18 protein-coding genes are annotated in these 19011 nt (G+C 72.1%); 7 read left to right on the top strand and 11 right to left on the bottom strand.

Annotation, left to right across the window (positions count from 1 at the left end; all coding sequences use genetic code 11):
* Positions 1–159 precede the first annotated feature (159 nt).
* Positions 160–2193 carry a glycosyltransferase family 2 protein gene (locus ACFXPL_RS00895; RefSeq protein WP_384910280.1) on the top strand — a complete coding sequence of 678 codons (2034 nt, stop codon included), beginning with the start codon at positions 160–162 and terminating at the stop codon, positions 2191–2193.
* Positions 2190–4148, top strand: a complete 1959-nt coding sequence (locus ACFXPL_RS00900; RefSeq protein WP_384910284.1) for a galactose oxidase-like domain-containing protein — start codon at positions 2190–2192, stop codon at positions 4146–4148. Before ACFXPL_RS00895 ends, ACFXPL_RS00900 begins: the two co-directional genes overlap by 4 nt.
* Positions 4149–4225: 77 nt before the next feature.
* On the opposite strand, the gene ACFXPL_RS00905 is transcribed toward ACFXPL_RS00900, so the two are convergent.
* The 7 genes from ACFXPL_RS00905 to ACFXPL_RS00935 all read right to left on the bottom strand — a co-directional run bounded on the left by ACFXPL_RS00905 (position 4226) and on the right by ACFXPL_RS00935 (position 11465).
* Positions 4226–4891, bottom strand: coding sequence for a nucleoside/nucleotide kinase family protein (locus ACFXPL_RS00905; RefSeq protein WP_384910287.1), 666 nt, complete (start codon positions 4889–4891; stop codon positions 4226–4228).
* A gap of 200 nt (positions 4892–5091) precedes the next feature.
* Positions 5092–6171, bottom strand: a complete 1080-nt coding sequence (locus tag ACFXPL_RS00910; protein WP_384910290.1) for a glycoside hydrolase family 6 protein — start codon at positions 6169–6171, stop codon at positions 5092–5094.
* Between the two features lie 138 nt (positions 6172–6309).
* Positions 6310–7014 carry a class F sortase gene (locus ACFXPL_RS00915; protein ID WP_384910293.1) on the bottom strand — a complete coding sequence of 235 codons (705 nt, stop codon included), beginning with the start codon at positions 7012–7014 and terminating at the stop codon, positions 6310–6312.
* An 82-nt stretch (positions 7015–7096) separates the two neighbouring features.
* Positions 7097–7912, bottom strand: a complete 816-nt coding sequence (locus tag ACFXPL_RS00920) for a hypothetical protein (protein WP_384910296.1) — start codon at positions 7910–7912, stop codon at positions 7097–7099.
* A 93-nt stretch (positions 7913–8005) separates the two neighbouring features.
* The gene (locus tag ACFXPL_RS00925) at positions 8006–8785 is read right to left on the bottom strand and encodes an HAD-IIA family hydrolase (protein ID WP_384910299.1); all 780 of its coding nucleotides are present in this window, start codon (positions 8783–8785) and stop codon (positions 8006–8008) included.
* Between the two features lie 156 nt (positions 8786–8941).
* Positions 8942–9985, bottom strand: coding sequence for a hypothetical protein (locus ACFXPL_RS00930; RefSeq protein WP_384910302.1), 1044 nt, complete (start codon positions 9983–9985; stop codon positions 8942–8944).
* 187 nt (positions 9986–10172) lie between these two features.
* The gene (locus ACFXPL_RS00935) at positions 10173–11465 is read right to left on the bottom strand and encodes an ROK family protein (protein WP_384910305.1); all 1293 of its coding nucleotides are present in this window, start codon (positions 11463–11465) and stop codon (positions 10173–10175) included.
* A gap of 147 nt (positions 11466–11612) precedes the next feature.
* Between ACFXPL_RS00935 and ACFXPL_RS00940 the strand changes: the two genes are divergently transcribed.
* A complete protein-coding gene (locus ACFXPL_RS00940) occupies positions 11613–12713 on the top strand; it encodes a Gfo/Idh/MocA family oxidoreductase (protein ID WP_384910308.1) in 1101 nt (366 codons plus the stop codon).
* On the top strand, positions 12710–13216 hold the full coding sequence (locus tag ACFXPL_RS00945; protein ID WP_384910312.1) for a heme-degrading domain-containing protein: 507 nt from the start codon (positions 12710–12712) through the stop codon (positions 13214–13216). The genes ACFXPL_RS00940 and ACFXPL_RS00945 overlap by 4 nt, the downstream gene beginning before the upstream one ends.
* A gap of 236 nt (positions 13217–13452) precedes the next feature.
* On the opposite strand, the gene ACFXPL_RS00950 is transcribed toward ACFXPL_RS00945, so the two are convergent.
* From ACFXPL_RS00950 to ACFXPL_RS00965, 4 genes are all read right to left on the bottom strand, one after another.
* Positions 13453–14313 carry a fumarylacetoacetate hydrolase family protein gene (locus ACFXPL_RS00950; protein WP_384910315.1) on the bottom strand — a complete coding sequence of 287 codons (861 nt, stop codon included), beginning with the start codon at positions 14311–14313 and terminating at the stop codon, positions 13453–13455.
* Positions 14314–14417: 104 nt separating this feature from the next.
* Positions 14418–15197: a YidC/Oxa1 family membrane protein insertase gene (locus tag ACFXPL_RS00955; RefSeq protein ID WP_384910318.1), complete on the bottom strand. Its 780-nt coding sequence runs from the start codon at positions 15195–15197 to the stop codon at positions 14418–14420.
* 165 nt (positions 15198–15362) lie between these two features.
* Positions 15363–15683 carry a DUF6412 domain-containing protein gene (locus tag ACFXPL_RS00960; RefSeq protein WP_384910321.1) on the bottom strand — a complete coding sequence of 107 codons (321 nt, stop codon included), beginning with the start codon at positions 15681–15683 and terminating at the stop codon, positions 15363–15365.
* 140 nt (positions 15684–15823) lie between these two features.
* Positions 15824–16579 carry a TetR/AcrR family transcriptional regulator gene (locus ACFXPL_RS00965; RefSeq protein WP_384910324.1) on the bottom strand — a complete coding sequence of 252 codons (756 nt, stop codon included), beginning with the start codon at positions 16577–16579 and terminating at the stop codon, positions 15824–15826.
* 71 nt (positions 16580–16650) lie between these two features.
* Here ACFXPL_RS00965 and ACFXPL_RS00970 point away from each other — a divergent pair, with 71 nt between their 5' ends.
* The 3 genes from ACFXPL_RS00970 to ACFXPL_RS00980 all read left to right on the top strand — a co-directional run bounded on the left by ACFXPL_RS00970 (position 16651) and on the right by ACFXPL_RS00980 (position 19009).
* Positions 16651–17301, top strand: a complete 651-nt coding sequence (locus ACFXPL_RS00970) for an O-methyltransferase (protein WP_384910328.1) — start codon at positions 16651–16653, stop codon at positions 17299–17301.
* Positions 17302–17448: 147 nt separating this feature from the next.
* Positions 17449–18450 (top strand): tetratricopeptide repeat protein, encoded by a 1002-nt coding sequence (locus ACFXPL_RS00975; RefSeq protein ID WP_384910331.1) that lies wholly within the window; start codon positions 17449–17451, stop codon positions 18448–18450.
* 169 nt (positions 18451–18619) lie between these two features.
* Positions 18620–19009 (top strand): very short patch repair endonuclease, encoded by a 390-nt coding sequence (locus ACFXPL_RS00980; protein ID WP_384910334.1) that lies wholly within the window; start codon positions 18620–18622, stop codon positions 19007–19009.
* Positions 19010–19011: the final 2 nt, after the last annotated feature.

A 19011-nucleotide genomic window follows, 5' to 3' on the forward strand; every position in this document is an offset into this window, starting at 1 on the left:
GACATCACGCAACCGGATCGGCCGCTTTTCCGGTCAAAAGGAGACAGAGGCCGCGATTCACACGTCCGGAGCGACGGCCAGGGGCCCGCTGCGGACGGAACATCCGGACGGAACAACTCGATCCATCACGCAGTACGCGTGCGTGCGGGGGGATGACTCATGACGTCGACGCCAGACGGGCCGGACGGCGACCGGCAGGAGACGGCCGCGTCCCGGACCACCCAGCTCCGCATACCCTCGCACCTCAGAAGGGCCGGACAGCAGCGGCCCCGGCCCGCGAAGAACGTCCTGCCGAAGTACGACTACGAGCACTACAGCCGGCTCGCCGGGCCGCTGACCAGGCCCGACGCGGACAAGCCGTACACCGTGCAGTACCGCTCGCTGCTCTCCCAGGAGACGCACCGCATCCGGGCCGCCCTGCTGCTCGGCGCGGCGCCGCTCCTCTCGCTCGGCCTCTTCGCCTGGCTGATGCAGCCGCAGCACTGGACCGAGCGCGACCCCAACCTCAAGAACGACACGCTCCTCGTTCTCGACATCGTGATGCTCGTCTCGATCGGACTGATCGAGCTGTTCCGCACCATGAATGTCATCTCGAACGCGCACGCGACGCTGGTGGCCCGTGACCCGGTCCCCGTCGTGCCCGAGAGCGGGACGCGCGTGGCCTTCCTCACCTCCTTCGTGCCGGGCAAGGAGCCCCTGGAGATGGTGACGAAGACGCTGGAGGCCGCCGTCCGCATCCGGCACCGCGGCGTGATGCACGTCTGGCTGCTCGACGAGGGCGACGACCCGGCGGTCAAGGAGGTCTGCGCCCGGCTCGGCGTGCACCACTTCTCCCGCAAGGGCGTCGCGAAGTGGAACCAGCCCAAGGGCGCGCACCGCGCCAAGACGAAGCACGGCAACTACAACGCCTGGCTGGACGCGCACGGCGACGACTACGAGTACTTCGCCTCCGTCGACACCGACCACGTACCGATGCCCAACTATCTGGAGCGGATGCTCGGTTACTTCCGCGACCCGGACGTCGGCTTCGTCATCGGCCCGCAGGTGTACGGGAACTACGACTCGTTCGTCACGAAGGCCGCCGAGTCGCAGCAGTTCCTCTTCCACGCGCTGATCCAGCGCGCGGGCAACCGCTACGGCGCCCCCATGTTCGTCGGTACGAGCAACGCCGTCCGGATCAGCGCGCTCAAGCAGATCGGCGGCCTGTACGACTCCATCACGGAGGACATGGCGACCGGCTTCGAGATGCACCGCCACCGCAACCCCGGGTCCGGCAACAAGTGGCGCTCGGTCTACACCCCCGACGTACTGGCCGTGGGCGAGGGCCCGTCCGCGTGGACGGACTTCTTCACCCAGCAGCTCCGCTGGTCGCGCGGTACGTACGAGACGATCCTCAAGCAGTACTGGAAGGGCTTCTCGTCGCTGCCCCCCGGCAAGCTCTTCAACTACACGATGATGATCATCTTCTACCCGATGTCGGCCCTCAACTGGATTCTGGCCGCGCTGAGTTGCGCGCTCTTCCTGGGCATGGGCGCCTCGGGTGTCCAGATCGACCCGGCGATCTGGATGATGCTGTACGGGAACGCGTCGGCCCTCCAGATCGGCCTCTACATCTGGAACCGGCGCCACAACGTCTCGCCGCACGAGCCGGAGGGCTCCGGCGGGCTCGCCGGAATGGCGATGTCGGCCATGTCGGCGCCGCTGTACGCCCGTTCGCTGATGGACGCCGTACTGCGCCGTAAGAGCAGCTTCGTGGTGACGCCGAAGGGCGACTCGTCCAGCCCGGACACGCTCTTCGGCACGTTCCGGGTGCACTTCTTCTTCATCCTGGTCTTCGGCGGTTCGGTGATCGCGTCGTTCGTCTTCGGGCACGACCATCCGGCGATGCTGACGTGGGCGACGCTGGCGATGCTGATCACGGCGGCGCCGGTCTTCATCTGGTGGTGGTCCCTGCGCCAGGAGAAGCGCGCGAAGCGCAGGCGCGGCGCGCATCGTGGCAGGCGTGGTCCCGGCGGCCCGGGTGCGCCCGCGGGCCCGGACCAGGCCCTCCCACCGCTGGACCGTACGGCGCCACTTGACCGTACGGCGCCACTCCCGCAGATGCCGCACCACGGGGCGCCGGCCCAGGCCCCGGCGCCCGCAGAACCCACCGCACAGACCGCACGGATTTCCCTTGGGGGACGTAAGAAATGAGCGCGATTCCCGTCCGGCAGAACCACCGCAGGAACCGGGCCAGGCGTATCGCGATCGGCGCCGCGGTCGTCGTCGCCGTGGCCGGGTTCAACGGACCCGCGCTCTACCGCTTCGGCTCGGAGCAGTACCACGAGTACAAGATCAACCGCCCGGACTACAAGGCGGCGAACGGCCATTGGGACTTCCTGGACGTCCCTGCCAAGTTCAGGATCAACTCGATCCACGCCTCGCTGCTGCACACCGGCAAGGTGCTGCTGATCGCCGGCTCGGGGAACAACCAGAAGAACTTCGACGCGGGCACGTTCGAGTCGGTCCTCTGGGACCCGGCGACCGACGCGTACAAGAAGATCCCCACCCCCAAGGACCTGTTCTGCTCCGGGCACAGCCAGTTGCCCGACGGGAAGCTGCTCATAGCCGGCGGCACGAAGCGGTACGAGAAGCTCAAGGGCGACGTCACCAAGGCGGGCGGCCTGATGGTCATCCACAACGAGGATCCGGACAAGCCGATTACGCTGCCGGCGGGCACGGTGTTCACCGGCAAGGAGAACGGCAAGACCTTCGTCTCCAAGGACCCGGTCCTGGTGGAGAAGGCCACGAAGGTCTTCGACGACGAGACCGGCGCGTATCTGCGCAACGACGCCGGTCTGGGCCGGGTCTACGTCGAGGCCCGCGAGTCCGGCGTGAAGTACGAGACCGGCGCCGAGGACAACTACCGGGTGCACGGCATGAAGGGCTCCGACGCCCGCAACGTGTACGGCATCGGGCAGAAGATGGCGCTCGACAAGAAGGACTTCCAGGGAATCAGGGAAGCGTACGAGTTCGACCCGGTCGCCGAGAAGTACATCAGCGTCGACCCGATGAACGAGGCCCGCTGGTACCCGACGCTGACCACGCTCCAGGACGGCAAGGTCCTCGCGCTCTCGGGGCTCGACGAGATCGGCCAGCTCGTCCCCGGCAAGAACGAGATCTACGACCCGAAGACGCGGACCTGGAAGTACACCGGGGACATCCAGAAGTTCCCCACGTACCCCGCCGTCTTCCTGATGGACAACGGGAAGCTCTTCTACAGCGGCTCCAACTCCGGTTACGGGCCCGCCGATGTCGGCCGTGACCCGGGGATCTGGGACCTGAAGACCAACAAGTTCGACAAGATCCCCGGCCTGAGCGACCCGGACCAGATGGAGACCTCCGCGACGGTGATGCTGCCGCCCGCCCAGGACCAGAGGTTCATGGTGATCGGCGGCGGCGGGGTCGGCGAGTCGGAGAAGTCCAGCGACAAGTCCCGGCTGGTCGACCTGAAGGAGGCCGACCCGCGCTTCAAGGACGGCCCGACGCTGGAGCGGGGCACCCGCTACCCGAGCGCGTCCCTGCTGCCCGACGACAGCGTGCTGGTCACGGGCGGCGCGGAGGACTACCGGGGACGCGGCGCCTCGAACGTGCTCCAGGCGCGGAGGTACGACCCGGCGTCGGACTCGTACACGCGGATGGCCGACCCACGCGTGGGCCGCAACTACCACTCCGGGTCCCTGCTGCTGCCGGACGGCCGCGTCATGATCTTCGGCTCGGACTCGCTCTACGCGGACAAGGCCAACACCAAGCCGGGCGTCTTCGAGCAGCGCATCGAGATCTACACACCGCCGTACCTCTACCGGGACGCGGAGACGCGGCCGGAGGTCACGGAGGGGCCGAAGACGGTGGAGCGCGGCGGTTCCGCGGTCTTCAAGGTGAAGGACCCGGGCGCGGTCACGACGGCGAAGCTGATGCGGCCGAGCGCGGTCACGCACGTCACCGACGTCGAACAGCGCACGGTGGCGCTGGACGTCGAGAAGACGGCGGACGGCGTCAAGGTCACGGTGCCGAAGAACAGCGCGCTGGTGCCCGCGGGTTGGTACATGCTCTTCGTCACGGACGGGGAGGGCACACCGTCGAAGGCGGTGTGGGTGGACGTGCGGTAGCGGGACCGGCCGCGCACCGGCGTGGGCGAGGGGACGGCGTGGGCGAGGGGGACGGCGTGGGCGCGCGCCGTCGGACGTCAGCGGCTCGGGAGTCGTACGACGAGGTCGGCGTGGGCGCGCGTGGCCTCGATGACCGCGGCGTTCTTCTGGTCGGTGCCGTGCGCCCAGGCGTGGGCTTCCTCCGGGTTCTTGCCGAACTCCACGTGCCGGGCCACCAGTCGGCGCAGCCGCAGGGCCTCGTCCGGGTCGACGTACCAGGTCTCGTCCAGCAGTGGCCGTACCCCGGCCCAGGGGCCTTCCGGGAGCAGCAGGTAGTTGCCCTCGGTGATGACGAGCCGGGCCTCGGGGGCGATGGCGATCTCCCCGGCGACGGACTCCTCGATCTCCCGGTGGAACCGGGGCGCGTAGACCGTCCCGGCGCGGGTGCCGGTACCGGCCTGACCGGTCCCCGCCGGGCCGGCCGCGTCCCGTAGGCGGCGCAGGAGGGCGACGTACCCCTCGGCGTCGAAGGTGTCGGGGGCGCCCTTGCGGTCCCGGCGGCCGAGGGCGAGGAGTACGGAGTTGGCGAGGTGGTAGCCGTCCATCGGCACCAGGCAGGCGGCCGGGCCCAGCTCGCGGACGAGCAGTTCGGCCAGGGTGCTCTTGCCGGCGGCCGGGGCGCCGACGATGCCGAGGACCGTACGGCCGGGGCGCTCCAGGAGTCCGCGGGCCCGGTCGAGGAGAGCGGCGGGACCGGTCTCCACGGGAGGCTCCGTAGGGGACTCCACTGGGGGCTCCGCCTGAGGCTTCACTGGAGGCTCCATGGGGAGTCCGGGTGTCGAGGGATCGGTGGTCGGAGGGTGGTGCACCGGGGATCTCCAGTAGGGGTGAGGGCGGGACGGCCGCGTACCGAAGGCCCTGCCCCGGGAGGGCGAATTCCCGGGGCAGGGCCTTCGGTACCTGTCTACTTCGCGTTGCGCGCCAGGTCCAGGGCGTACTTCGCGTACCACTCCCCCGCCTTGGGGCCGCCCTTGCAGTCGCCGTCGGACTCGCCCGGGCGCTTGATCCACAGGTACGCCTTGACCAGCGGGTCACCGGTCCGGACGGTCGGCCGCTCGCCGAGGGCGCGGCCCGGGGGGTTGCACCACTTCTCGTCCGAATCGCCTTCTGTGTAAGGCCCGTTGCCGTTGCGGCTGGTGTCGACGACGAAGGGCTTGTTCCCGACCTTCGCGGAGAGCCGCTTGCCGAAGTCCACGCTCGCGTCGGTCGCGTAGAAGTTGGAGACGTTGACCGAGAAGCCGTCGGCGGCGCCGATGCCCGCCCACTGGAGCGGTTCGAAGAGCGCGTCGGGGCTCTGCCAGCCCGCGTTGCCGGCGTCCAGGTAGACCGAGGTGGCGGGCTGCCGCTTGAGCCGTTCGATCGCGCCCTTGAGCAGGTGGTACCGCTCCTCGTGGAACTCCTCCGGCGTGCAGCCGTCCACCAGGTGCAGTACGGCGTCGGGCTCCAGGACCACCGTCGCCCTGCGGTCCCCGATGCCACGGGCGACCTGGTCGACCCAGGCCCGGTAGGAGTCGCCGTCCGGGGCGCCGCCCTTGGAGAACTGGCCGCAGTCGCGGTGCGGGATGTTGTAGAGGACGAGCAGGGCGTCCCGGTCGGCCTTGGCCGCCGCTTCGGTGAACCCCTTGGTCTGCGCCTCCGCGTTGTCGGGGAGGATCCACTCGGCGGCCGGATGCTCCGCGATCTTCCTGATCAGGGCGGCGCTCGTGGTGTCGCCCTTGGCGGTGTACGCGTCCGACTGGCGGGCGGCGCCGCCGTCGGGGTTGACCCAGTACGGGTCCTCCGCCTTGGGGCGCTGGCTCACCGGCGGCCCCTTCCTGTCGCCGTCGCCGCCGTCGCCACCGTCGCCGGAGGTGCAGCCCGCGAGCAGCAGCGCCGTCACCCCCGCGACGGCGACCGCCGCGACCGCGCCGCCCCGCCGCGGCTCCGGCCCCGTCCGGACGCCCTCCGTGCCTCGGTGTCCGCGACGGGTATAACTGCCGTACATCCGCTCCCCCTTGGTGCGCTGCCCCGATGATCGCCGCTTCGCGGGCCCCCTCCCCGGTTCCTCGTCCGGGGCCGCCAATCCTGGCATACCGGTTCCGGCGTCCGGCGCGTTACGCCGGTGGCGCACACCGCCGTGCGGTCAGCTCACTCCGGTCAGATAGGCCGAGACCACCACGTTCGCCGTATAGGCCTGTGTCGCACGGTCGAAGGTGCCGCCGCAGGTGATGAGGCGCAGTTCGGCGCGGGACTTCTCGTGGGAGCCGTAGACCTTCTTCGCGTCGAACCGGTCCCGTTCGACGACCTGTACGTCGTCGATGGTGAACTCGGCGGTCTTCCCGTCGGCCCGGGTGACGCGGACCTTCCCGCCCGGCTTGGCGGAGCTGAGCCCGTAGAAGACGGCCGGTTCGGTCTTGGTGTCGACGTGGCCGACGAGGATCGCGGCACCCTCCGCGCCCGGCCGGGCCCCGGCGCCGTACCAGCCGACCGTGTCCGGTGTCGTGTACGGCGGTGGGTCGACCGCCCCGGCGGCATCGAGGCCGCGGGCGACGATCGGCCCCTCGATACCGAGGGACGGGATCTCGATCCGGCGCGGGGTCCCCGCGGCGGCCGTGGAGTTCAGCGGCGTACGGGACGGCGGCAGCGGTACGCCCAGCGGGCGGCCGACCGCGGCCACGTCGCCGGTGGCGGGGGCCGGGACGGCGCCGGGTACCTGGCCGTCCCGCCCCCAGATCCACAGGCTGAGCAGGAGTACGGCCCAGGCCACGCCGGTCAGCATCCGGCCCGACCCGTAGCCGTACCCGTAGGCGCCGCGGTGCCAGCGGCGCCCCCAGGAGCAGTGGCCCATGGAACAGTGTCCGGGCGAACAGTGCCCGGGGGAGCAGTGCCCTATGAGGCGTCGGTCTGACGAACGGTGTGCTGAAAACATGTCAGTCCGAGTCCCGCCCTGCCGCCGTACGCTGCCTGCGTACGCTCCTGAAGGCCACGGCGACCGCCGCGACCCCGGCCAGGACCAGGCCGATCACGGCGTGCGAGGTGCCGGGGCCGACCGTTCCGGCGGACTCGGGCTTCTCCGCCTGGCCCGCGGGCCTTGCCTCCGCGGCGAGTTGTGCCGTACCGCCGCCGCCGGCCCTGACGGGGCCCCACGGGTCCCGGTGGTGGCCGGGCCTGTCGCGGTCCCAGCGGCCCTCGTCCCGGCGGTCGTTGTCCCGGCGGCCCTCGTCCCGGCGGCCGTCGTCCCCGCGGCCCTGGTCACCGCGGTCGTTGTCCCCGCGGCCCTGGTCACCGCGGTCGTGGTCGGGCCTGCCGTCGCGGGGCGGATCGGGCCTGCTCTTGGGGACGACGTCGAAGCTTCCCGAGTCGGCGTGGCTGTGCCCGTCGCATCTGATGTCGATCTCGTACCGTCCCCCGGTGGCGGAGGCCTTCACCCGCGCGTGGCCGGTGAGCGGCACGGGCTTCTCCGGGTTCCTGGCCGCCTCGGCCTGGTCCCGGTTGTAGTCCTCGCCGAAGGCGCTGCGGGTCAGCTTCGCGTCGTTGGTGAAGATCCGGGAGACGGCCACGGCCTCGTGGCTCTTGCAGCCCTCGGCGCGGATCTCCACCTCCTCGCCGGGGGCGGCGGTGGACGGGATGACGGTGACGCGGACGGCGTCGTGGGCCTGGGCGGTGGTGGCGGTGCCGAGGACGGGTGCGGCCACCAGGACGGTGACCACACCCGTGGCACGGAGAGCGAGCAGAGCTGTACGCATCGTGAACCTCCTGGTACTGGCCAGGTTCACCCGTGCGCGGGAATTCCGCATCCTCAACGGCGCGGCATCACCCCGTACACCGCTCTGACGTGCTCAGACGCGGTCGACGAGATCGGCGATCGAGTCAACGACCGTCGAGGGGCGGAACGGGTACCGGTCGACGTCGGGCGGAGTGGTGACCCCGGTCAGCACGAGGAAGGTCTCCATCCCCGCCTCCAGACCGGCCAGCACGTCGGTGTCCATCCGGTCGCCGATCATCGCGCTGGTCTCGGAGTGCGCGCCGATGGCGTTGAGCCCGGTCCGCATCATCAGCGGGTTCGGCTTGCCCGCGAAGTACGGGTCCTTGCCGGTGGCCTTGGTGATCAGCGCGGCGACGGCGCCGGTGGCGGGCAGCGGGCCCTCGGTGGACGGGCCGGTCTCGTCGGGGTTGGTGCAGATGAACCGCGCCCCGCCGTTGATCAGCCGGATCGCCCTGGTCAGGGCCTCGAAGCTGTACGTACGGGTCTCGCCGAGGACGACGTAGTCCGGCTCGTGGTCGGTGAGGATGTACCCGATGTCGTGCAGCGCGGTGGTCAGTCCCGCCTCACCGATGACGTACGCCGTACCGCCGGGCCGCTGGTCCTCCAGGAACTTGGCGGTGGCGAGCGCCGAGGTCCAGATGTTCTCCACGGGCACGTCCAGCCCCATCCGGGCGAGCCGGGCCTGGAGGTCGCGCGGGGTGTAGATCGAGTTGTTGGTGAGGACGAGGAACGGCTTGCCCGAGTCCCGCAGCCGCTTGATGAACTCGGCGGCGCCGGGGATCGGAACGCCCTCGTGGATGAGGACGCCATCCATGTCGGTGAGCCAGGACTCGATCGGCTTGCGCTCTGCCACTGGACTGTTCTCCGCTCTGCGGGGCCGAATATCTGTGGGCCGGATGGCCGGATACGTGCCGTCCACGCGTCCCAGCCTAACCAGGGCGCTCCTGGGACGGTAGGGACGGTGAGGCGCGCGGCCCGCGCAGGTCGGAGGCGGTCGGGGCCGGGACGGTCAGGGCCGCTGGTCGCGCAGGCGGCGGACGCCGAGGGCGAGGACGGTGCCGGCGGTGAGCAGGGCGAGGACGGCGACGATACGGCCGACGAGGTCGCCGCGGGCCCCGGTCATTCCGGTCATCTGGCCGGCTCCGGTGGTCCCTGCTCCGGTGGTCCCTGCTCCGGTGGTCCCTGCTCCGGTGGTCCCTGCTCCGGTGGTTCCTGTTCCGGTGGTTCCGGTCTCGGTGGTTCCGGTCTCGGTGGTTCCTGGGCGTGGCACCGGCGCGGCGTCACCGCTCGAAGCGCCGGTTGTCGTACCGGCCGAAGCCCCGGCCGCCGAAGTACCCACCGCCGAAGTGCCGCTCGGCGTAGGGGAGTCGGCCGTACGGTGCGCCACCGCGGCGGAGGCGGAGGGCGGCGCGGAGGCGGAGACCGGGGCGGCGGGGGCGGTGCCCCGCGCCCGGCCGCCGGGCGCGGCGACGGCGAAGCGGTAGGTGTTGGACGCGCCGACCCAGTTTCCGCCGTCCCCCCGGCGCTGCACCGTCGCGGCGGTGGCGGAGATCTCGTTCGGGCGGGCGGTCGCCGTGAAGGCCAGCCGGGCGCGGACGGTGACGGTCCTGTGCGGCGGCACGGTGAAGCCGGGCGACCCGTCGTCCGGTACGGCGACGATCTCGTCCTGGTCGGTCCGCTCCAGCGGCAGGGCGCGCATGCGCCCCTGGTCGTCGGCCATCTCCAGCTTCACGTGCGCGACGTCGAGCGCCCGGTCACGGTCGTAGAGGACCACGACGGGGTGGAGGTGGCGGCACTCCGCGCCGGTGGTGTTGGTCAGGTCGAGCGACCACTCCCCGGCCGCGCCGCCGGCCCGGTACGCGGCGGGGCCGCCGCGCAGTTCGGTCCTGATCGGGAAGTCGGGGTCGGCCACCCTGCCGCAGGTCCGCCCCGGATCGGTGGCGGCCAGGTCGGCGGCGGTCGAGGCCAGGGGGAGCGTGACGAGCACCGCGACGAGTGCGACGATCGCGGCGGCCACGGCGGCTCCGGCGGCGAGGAGAGGGAGCGGTCGCACGGGGCGCATGGCAGACACGGCCTTCGCTGGTCGCTGGGCGGTCGGGCGTCCTGACGCTGCCATGCGGCCAGGTCCCGCCGGGCGCGCCACACCCCCGGGTAAGTCGGAAAGTCACACAACAACACCTCATCGGCCCAGCAAGACCGCCCCCGTCACCCCGTGCCCCGGCTGCCCCGTCACCTCCGCGTCACGCCGGCCGCACCGTCACCTCAGCACCCCCGGCCGACCCCGGCACCTCCGTCACCCCGGCCGCCCCCGGCACCCCCGTGCCGGTCCCCCGCCGTCGGCCGAAGACCGGCGCGAGCACCAGCTGCGCCGCGCCCTCCGCGACCGCGTGCGCGCCTCCCCCGGCCGGTTCCACCGGGATCCCCACGCCCCCGGCGCGCTCGGCGATCACGGCGCGTACGCCCCGTACGAAGCACTCCTCGTGCGCGGCGATCGTCCGGCCGCCCAGCAGGACGCGGTCGATGTCGAGGAGCGCGACGAGGTTCGCCGCGCCCGCGCCGAGGACCCGCGCCGCCTCCGCCAGGTCGCCGCGTGCGACGGCTGCCAGGCAGAGCACCTCGACGCAGCCGCGGTTGCCGCAGTCGCACCGGGGCCCGTCGAGCTGGATGACCTGGTGCCCGAACTCGCCCGCGCCGGTACGCGCGCCCCGGTGCAGTACGCCGTCGAGGACGATCCCCGAGCCCAGCCCCGTACCGAGATGGAGATACGCGAACGACCCCCCGCCGCCCCCGATGCCCCCGCCTCCACCGACTGCGTCGGCGCTCCCGGGCCCGCGCAGGGCGAGTCCGAGTGCTGCGGCGTTGGTGTCCTTGTCGAGGACGACGGGCAGCCGGAGCCGGGCCGCGAGGGCGTCGCGCAGCGGAAAGCCCTCCCAGCGCGGGACGCCGGTGACCCGGCCCGGTACGCCGGTGGTGTGGTCGAGCGGCCCCGGCATCGCGACTCCGACACCCAGCGGCTCACCGTCGCCCCCGGGGCCGCCCACGCCGGCCTCGCACGCGTCCGCCCGTACCGTGTCGGCCCGTACCGCACCCGCCCGTACCGCGTCGGCGCGTACCGCTTCGACCTGTGCCACCGCCGTCCCGACGACCCGTTCCGCGCCCGCTCCCAGGTCGAACGGGACCTTCCGTACGGCGACGGGCGCGCCGGCCAGGTCCACCAGCACCGCCGTCAGCTCGTCCCGGTCGAGGTGCACCCCCACGGCGTACGCGGCCGAGGGCACCAGCCGCAGTACGGTCCTGGGCTTGCCGCCCGTTGAGGCGCGGCGCCCGGCCTCCGCCGCGAGGCCTTCCGCGCGGAGCCTGGCGGTGATCTTGCTGACCGCCTGCGGGGTGAGCCCGGTGCGCTCGGCCAGTTCCAGCCGGCTGATGCCGCCCGCGCCCGCCGTACGGAGCAGGTCGAGCACGAGCGCGGCGTTGTAGCCGCGCAGCACCGGCAGATTCGCCCCGGAACCGCCCGTGCCCGCCCTCGCCCTCATACCCGCTCCCTCACCGTCCGCGTCGCCGGCCCGATTCCCCGTCCCGTCGCCCTGCCCGTACCCGCGCCGGTCCCCTTCGTTCCTCTGCTCACCCCGCTATTGTCCACCGGCCTTGCACTTTGGAAACGCCGTTGCTTAAGTGGATGCATGACTGGTACCGGCACCCCTCCCCGCGTCGGGCTCGTGGGCTACGGCCTCGCGGGCTCCGTCTTCCACGCCCCGCTGATCGCCGCCACCGAAGGACTCGTCCTCGACACGGTGGTGACCGCCGCCCAGGTGCGCCGGGCGCAGGCGCGCGCCGAGTTCCCTGACGTGCGGTTCGCGGCGACGCCGGAAGAGCTGTGGCAGCGGGCGGACGAGCTGGACCTGATCGTCATCGCCTCCCCCAACCGCACGCACGTCCCGATCGCGACGGCGGCGCTCAAGGCCGGTCTGCCGGTCGTCGTGGACAAGCCCCTCGCGGGCACCGCCGCCGAGGCGCGCGGACTGGCGGCGCTGGCCGAGGAGCGCGGGCTGCTGCTCTCCGTCTTCCAGAACCGCCGCTGGGACAACGACTTCCTCACCCTCACGCGCCTCCTCGGCACCGGCCGGCTCGGTGACGTACAGCGCTTCGAGTCCCGCTTCGAGCGGTGGCGTCCCCAGCTCAAGGGCGGCTGGCGCGAGTCGGGCGCCCCGGAGGAGATCGGCGGGCTGCTGTACGACCTGGGCAGCCATGTGGTCGACCAGGCGCTGGTGCTCTTCGGTCCGGTGGTACGGGTCTACGCGGAGGCGGACGTACGGCGTCCCGGCGCCGAGACGGACGACGACACGTTCATCGCGCTCACGCACGCGAACGGTGTCCGCTCGCATCTGTACGCCAGTGCCACCACGGCCCAACTCGGCCCGCGCTTCCGGGTGCTGGGCTCGAAGGCGGGCTATGTGAAGTACGGTCTCGACCCGCAGGAGGCCGATCTGCGCGCCGGCCGGCGGCCGGGCGGTGGCCGGGCGGCCGGCTGGGGTCTGGAGCCGGAGTCGCTGTGGGGCCGGCTCGGCGCGGGCGATTCGCCGCTGACCGGCGGCGGCCACCCGGTGGAGACCGAACCGGGCGACTACCCGGCGTACTACGAGGCGATCGCCACCGCGCTGCGCGAGGGCACCGCACCGCCGGTGACGGCGCACGAGGCGGCGGCGACGCTCGACGTCCTGGAAGCGGCGGTGCGCTCGGCGCGCGAGTCCACCGCGATCACCCTGGAGGCCCCCCGCTCATGAACACCCCCGCGAACACCACTCCTTCGGCCCCCGCCCCTTCCGCCGCCGCTCCCACGGTGGCCGAACTGGAGGCCCAGGAAGCCCGCCTGACGCTGACGCGCTTCACCCACGAGACGGCCTGGACGCTCGGCACCCTGCTGGTCGAGCTGGCACGCGCCAGGAACGCGCCGGTGGCGATCGACATCCGCCGGGGCACGCAGCAGCTCTTCCACTGCGCGCTGCCCGGCTCGACGGCGGACAACGACGCGTGGATCGACCGCAAGCGCCGGGTCGTGGAGCGGTACGGAGCCGCCTCGCTCCTGGTCGGCGCCCGCTGCCGCGCCAAGGGCACGACGTTCGAGGAGTCCTCGCGGCTGGATCCGGACCGGTACGCGGCGCACGGCGGCTCGTTCCCCCTCACGGTGGAGGGCGCGGGCATCATCGGCACGGTGACGGTCTCGGGCCTGCCGCAGGTCGAGGACCACGCGCTGGTGGTGGAGGCGCTGGAGAAGCTGCGCGGCTGAGGAGCGTCCGGGGGCCGGGGCGGGCGCGCGTACGGGTACGGCGCGCCCCGTGCCCGTACCGGCGCGTCCGTGCCGGTACCGGCGCGTCCGTACGCGTACCGGCACCTCCGCCCGTGCGCGCACCCGCGCTCCCACCGGCACCCGCACCCGCGTGCGGCCCAGGACCCGGTACGCGTAGACCCTGCGCGTACGGTCCCGGTCCCGGACCCTGTGGTCCCGGTCCCGATCCGGTCCCGTCAGGCGTCCTTCAGCTCCTGCCGCTGCCGCCCGAGCCCGTCGATCTCCAGCTCCACCACATCGCCCGCCCGCAGATACGGCTTCGGCTCCGGCCGGCCCATGGCCACGCCCGCCGGGGTCCCGGTGTTGATCACGTCGCCGGGGTACAGGGTCATGAACTGGCTGACGTACCGCACGACCTCCCCGACCCCGAAGATCTGCTCGGCGGTCGTCCCGTCCTGCTTCAGCTCCCCGTTCACCCAGAGCCTGAGCCCCAGCGCCTGCGGGTCCGCCACCTCGTCGGAGGTCACCAGCCAGGGCCCGAGCGGGTTGAACGTCTCGCAGTTCTTGCCCTTGTCCCACGTACCGCCGCGCTCGATCTGGAACGCGCGCTCCGACACGTCGTGCGCGACGGCGTACCCGCCGACGTGCGCGAGCCCGTCCTCCGCCGAGTCGAGATAGCGGGCGGTGCGCCCGATGACGACGGCGAGTTCGACCTCCCAGTCGGTCTTCAGGCTGCCCCGGGGGACGAGGACCGTGTCGTCAGGTCCGACCACTGTGTCCGGCGCCTTGAAGAAGATGATCGGTTCCGCGGGGATCGCGGCACCGGTCTCGGCGGCGTGGTCGTGGTAGTTCAGCCCGATGCACACGATCTTGCCGATCCGCCCGAGCGGCGGTCCGACCCGCGTCCCGGCGCCGTCGAGCACGGGCAGCTCGCCGGCGGCGGCTGCCTGCCGGATCCGTTCCAGCGCGGCTCCGTCGGCGAGGAGCGCCCCGTCGATGTCCTGGACAAGCCCGGACAGGTCCCGGAGGGTCGTCCCGTCCTGGTCGAGCAGCGCCGGGCGCTCGGCCCCCGGCGTACCGACACGCAGCAGCTTCATGGTCCTGGTCTCCCTCTGGTCGGCCGGATCTGCGATACATCCGACCATTACGCGGGGGCCGGGGCAAGACCCCGATCAGTCCGTGGACGCCCGGCCGCCCGCGCTCACATCACGGTGCCGGGGGCGAGCGCGCCCGCGGCGGGCGCGTCCCGGTAGAGGAAGTACCGCTCGGCCGCTGTCCAGGTCGTACTGGTGACGACGTACAGCGCGGCGGCCAGCGGCACGACGGCGACGGTGAAGAGCGTCGCGAAGGACATCAGCGGCATCATCTTCGTCATGGCGCTCATCGCCCCGGCGCCGGGGGCCTGCTGCCCGTCCGGGCCCGCCGGCAGGGCGGGCGCGTTCGCCATCTGGATCTTCGTACGCCGGTAGTTGAAGGTGGCGACGGCGGCGACGATCGCGAAGAGCCCCAGGTACACCACTCCGGCGCCGCCGAGGAGACCGCCGTCCGCGAGCGCGTGCGTCCAGCGGTCGCCGAGGGCCGCGGCGAAGAGGGAGTGGCCGAGGAGTTCGTTGGCCTCGCCGCCGATCTCGCGGCTGGAGAAGAGGTGGTACATCAGGAAGAACGCGGGCATCTGCGCCAGGCTCGGCAGGCAGCCGGAGAGCGGCGAGACCTTCTCCTTGGTGTGCAGCTCCATGAGCGCCTTCTGCATGCGCTCGGGGTTCTTGCCGTGCTTCTTGCGCAGTTCGGCGATCTGCGGCGCCAGCTTCGTACGCGCCTTCTGGCCCCGGGCGGCGGCCCGCGACAGGGGGTGGACCGCGAGCCGTACGCACGCGGTGAACAGGATGATCGCCGCGGCGGCGGCGCCCGCGTGGAACAGCGGCTGGAGCAGATCGGCAAGCTGCCCGACCAGGTGGGCGAATACGGACATGAACGCGGACAAGGTGAGCCCTCCGAGGGGTCTCGTCGTGCCGGACGAATGGCGCTGCGGCTCAGCTCGGCCCGGCATCGGGGCGCGGAGGCTCCGGTGGTGCCGAGGCGGCGGGGCAGCGGGACGTGGCGGCCGGCGCGGGGTGCCCGGGGAGGGAACGGTGAGGGGGGCGTACCCCTACGCGAAGGCCGTCGGCAGCGAACGGCCGGGGGCTCGGGGCCTGATGCGGCCCGAGGCGTCGGGATCGCGCTGGGGCAGGAAGGCGGTGCGCTGCTCGCGGTCGCGGATGGCCGTCCGTACCCGGTGCGGCGGGTGGGCGGGCACGGAGCGCGCGGTGATCACGGCGCAGACGACGAGGGCGGAGCCCGCGGCGGCGGTGGCGGTCGCGGCGAGCGCGACGGCGGCGGAGAGGCTGCTCGCGTCGAGGAGAACGAACTCGGCGAGGAGGAAGATGAGGAGCGCGACGGGACGCAGCGGGCGCGGCGCACTGCGGATCATGGGCCTGCCTCCTCCGCTGTCCGCTCCGTCCATCACTTCCTCTTCGTTATACACGATGGGCCGCGGGCCCCGGATCGTACAGAAGAACGACAGAGCCGGTACGGGCGCCGGAGGGCGGCGCGTACCGGCGCCGGGCGCGGTCAGCCGGCGGGGGCGGCCGGCGGGGTCAGGCCGTGCCTGCGGAGGAACGCCTCGACGAGCCCGTCGGTGAATCCGCGTCCGACCGGCTCGTCGGTCACCAGCACGCGGTAGTAGAGGGGGCCCACGAGCTGGTCCGTCTCGGCCGCCAGGTCGAGGCCGGCCGGGAGCTGTCCCCGGTGTACGGCGCGTTCCAGCGGCAGGCGGTCGCGGCGGCGCTGCGCGTCGAGGCAGCGGGACCGGAAGTCCTGGGCGAACGCCGGGTCGTGCTGCGCCTGGGCGATCAGTGCCCTGAAGACGGCACCGGGGTCGGACTCGCCGAGGAACCACGCCAGCCGGGGCAGGTAGTCCCGCAGGTCGAGGGCGATGTCGCCGGAGTCGGAGGGCGTCAGGTCCTCGGCCGCGTCCTGGAGGAAGGCGTCCGTGAGGATCTCGGTCTTGGTGCTCCACCAGCGGTAGATGGTCTGCTTGGCCACCCCGGCCCGTACGGCGATGCCCTCCATCGTGACGCCGGCGAAGCCCTTCTCTACGAGCAGGCCGTCGGCCGCCTCCAGAACCGCCAGCCGGGCCTGCTCACTGCGCCCGTGCCGGTTCCCGTGGTGGCGCCGCCCCGATCCGCCCGTACCACTGGCGTCGCCCGTACCTCCTGTACGACGCGTACCGCTGGTGCCGCCAGTACCGCTCGTACCGCCTGCACTGCTCGTACCGCCTGTACCGCCGTGGTCGCTCGCCTCGGCGGCGTGTGCCGCGGGTGTCATCTCGCATCGCCTCCCCGCGCTCAGACTATTCCCTCTAGACGTGACGCAACGTCGCGTCTACTCTAGCCACCATGACACACACCGACACACTCACCGATCCCCGCGTCAAGACGGCCCTCGGCCGGATGTTCGGACGGTCCGAGCAGGACGAGACCACCGCCGCCCGCCTGCCCGGCGGATTCGCGACGCTGTCCCCCCAGGAACAGGCCGACGCCGCGGCGGGCATCTACATGCCGGTCTCCGCCGCGGGCGGCGAACTGCTCTACAGCCTGGTCCGGGCCGTCCGCCCGGCCACGGTCGTCGAGTTCGGCACGTCCTACGGAATCTCCACGCTGTACCTGGCCGCGGCCGTACGGGACAACGGAACCGGACGCGTCATCACCACGGAACTCAGCGAGGACAAGATCGCCGCGGCCCGCCGCACCTTCGCCGAGACCGGCCTGGACGACCTGATCACCGTCCTGGAGGGAGACGCCCGCACCACCCTCGGCGCCCTCGACGGCCCCCCGGACTTCGTCCTGCTGGACGGCTGGAAGGACCTGTGCCTGCCCGTACTGCGGCTCCTCGAACCGCACCTGCGGCCCGGCACGCTCGTCGTGGCCGACGACATCGACCTGCCCGACCTCGCGCCGTACCTCGCTTACGTACGCGGCCCCGAGAACGGCTACCGGAGTGTGTCCTTCCCCGTCGAGGACGGCATGGAGATCAGTTGCCGCCTCTGACGGACCGGACCGGCTGACCCGGACCGGCCAGAACGAGGAGGACGGGACGGGTGCGGGAGCGGCCGGCACGGCGCCCCCCGCACCCCCGCCCTTCCCCCCTCCCCCTTCCCCTCCACCCCCGCGCGGTACGGCAGTACGGTGTGGACCATGCGCCCCGACATGCTGCCTGCCGACCACACCACGGAAGCCGAGCGCCTGCTGCGCACCGCGGCCCGGTACCCCGAGGACCACGAGCCCCTGCTCCTGCGCGCGGCGGCCCATCTGGAACTGGCCGGCGACCGCGACCGTGCCACCGGCCTCTACGACTCCGTCCTCGCGGCGTCCCCCGACCACCCGCACCTCGTGAAGGCGCTCCAGGCCGCCAACCTCTGGGAGTACGGCCACGAGGCGGAGGCCCGCGCGATCATCGAGGGACTGCGCGCCGCGGCCCCGCTGGACCCGGCGCCGTGGGAGATCGTGGCGGAGACCCTGGAGTCCCACGACGAGCTGGAAGCGGCCCACGCCTCGTTCACCACGGCCCTGGAACTCCTCCTCGCCCCGGACGAGGAGGTCCCGTACCCCACCCAGTCCCTCCTCATCGGCCGCCACCGCGTCCGCCGCCTGCTCGGCCTGGACCACGACTCCTGGGACGCCCTGGCCGACCGCGTCAACCCGGCCGCCATCTCCCTGGACGAACTCCACGACCCGAAGCGCCTCTGGGCCCTGGGCTCCGACAACCCGGCCGAACTCCAGGCCGAGATCGACCGCCTCCGCGCCGAACTGGGCTCCTACCGCACCGCCCTGTCCCGCCCGTTCCCGGTGGCACTCCTGCACTGGCCGGCCGGGGAACTGACCGAACTCCTGGCCGCGTACCCCTCCCTCGCCGCCGAGTACCCCTCGCACGCGGCACACCTGTCCCAGGTCGAATCCGCCCTCCGCGACCTCGCCGCGGCGGGCACCCCCAACCTGGGCATCGTCACGGCCACGGTCCCCTCGTACGAAGCCTTCGCCGCCTCGGAACAGTCCTCCCCCACCGAGCCCGCCCTGCTCCCCCTGTACGCCACCACCCTGGCCGCCCGAGGCCGAGCCACCCCGTGGCCGCCTTCCCGCAACGCCGCTTGCTGGTGCGGCTCGACAAAGGCTTACCGGGACTGCCACGGGGGCGCGTAACCACGCCTGAACGACGCGGAACATCTTGAGTCTCCGGGACGTGACGACCGACGCCCCCACCGAACGTCGCTCAACGTGACTCTCTCATCATGGGCCGAAACAACGCCGAAAATGGGACACTGAGCTTATGCACGCCGCACTCCCGTCCAGCCCTGGCGTCTCGGTCCGGATGAGCAAGCAGACCAACCAGGACACCGGTGCCGAACGGGCGGTGCGGCAACTTCTCCATGCCTCCGGATACCGCTACCGGACCCACTATCCGGTGCCGGGCATGCGCAGACGGAAGATCGACATCGCGTTCACCCGTGCCAGGTTGGCTGTCCTCATCGACGGCTGCTTCTGGCACGGCTGCCCGGAGCACGCCACCAGCCCCAAGGCGAACGCGGAGTGGTGGCGACGGAAGCTCGATCGCAACATCGAGCGGGACCAGGAGACAAACGAGCAGTTGTGGTCGGAGGGGTGGACGGTTCTGCGTTTTTGGGAACACGAGCCACCGGAGGCCGTGATGCGTCAGGTGGCCGCGGCTATCGAAAAGGAGAAGGCCGACAGGCGGAAATGATC

It is taken from the genome of Streptomyces sp. NPDC059092, assembly GCF_042756365.1.
Classification (GTDB): Bacteria; Actinomycetota; Actinomycetes; order Streptomycetales; family Streptomycetaceae; genus Streptomyces.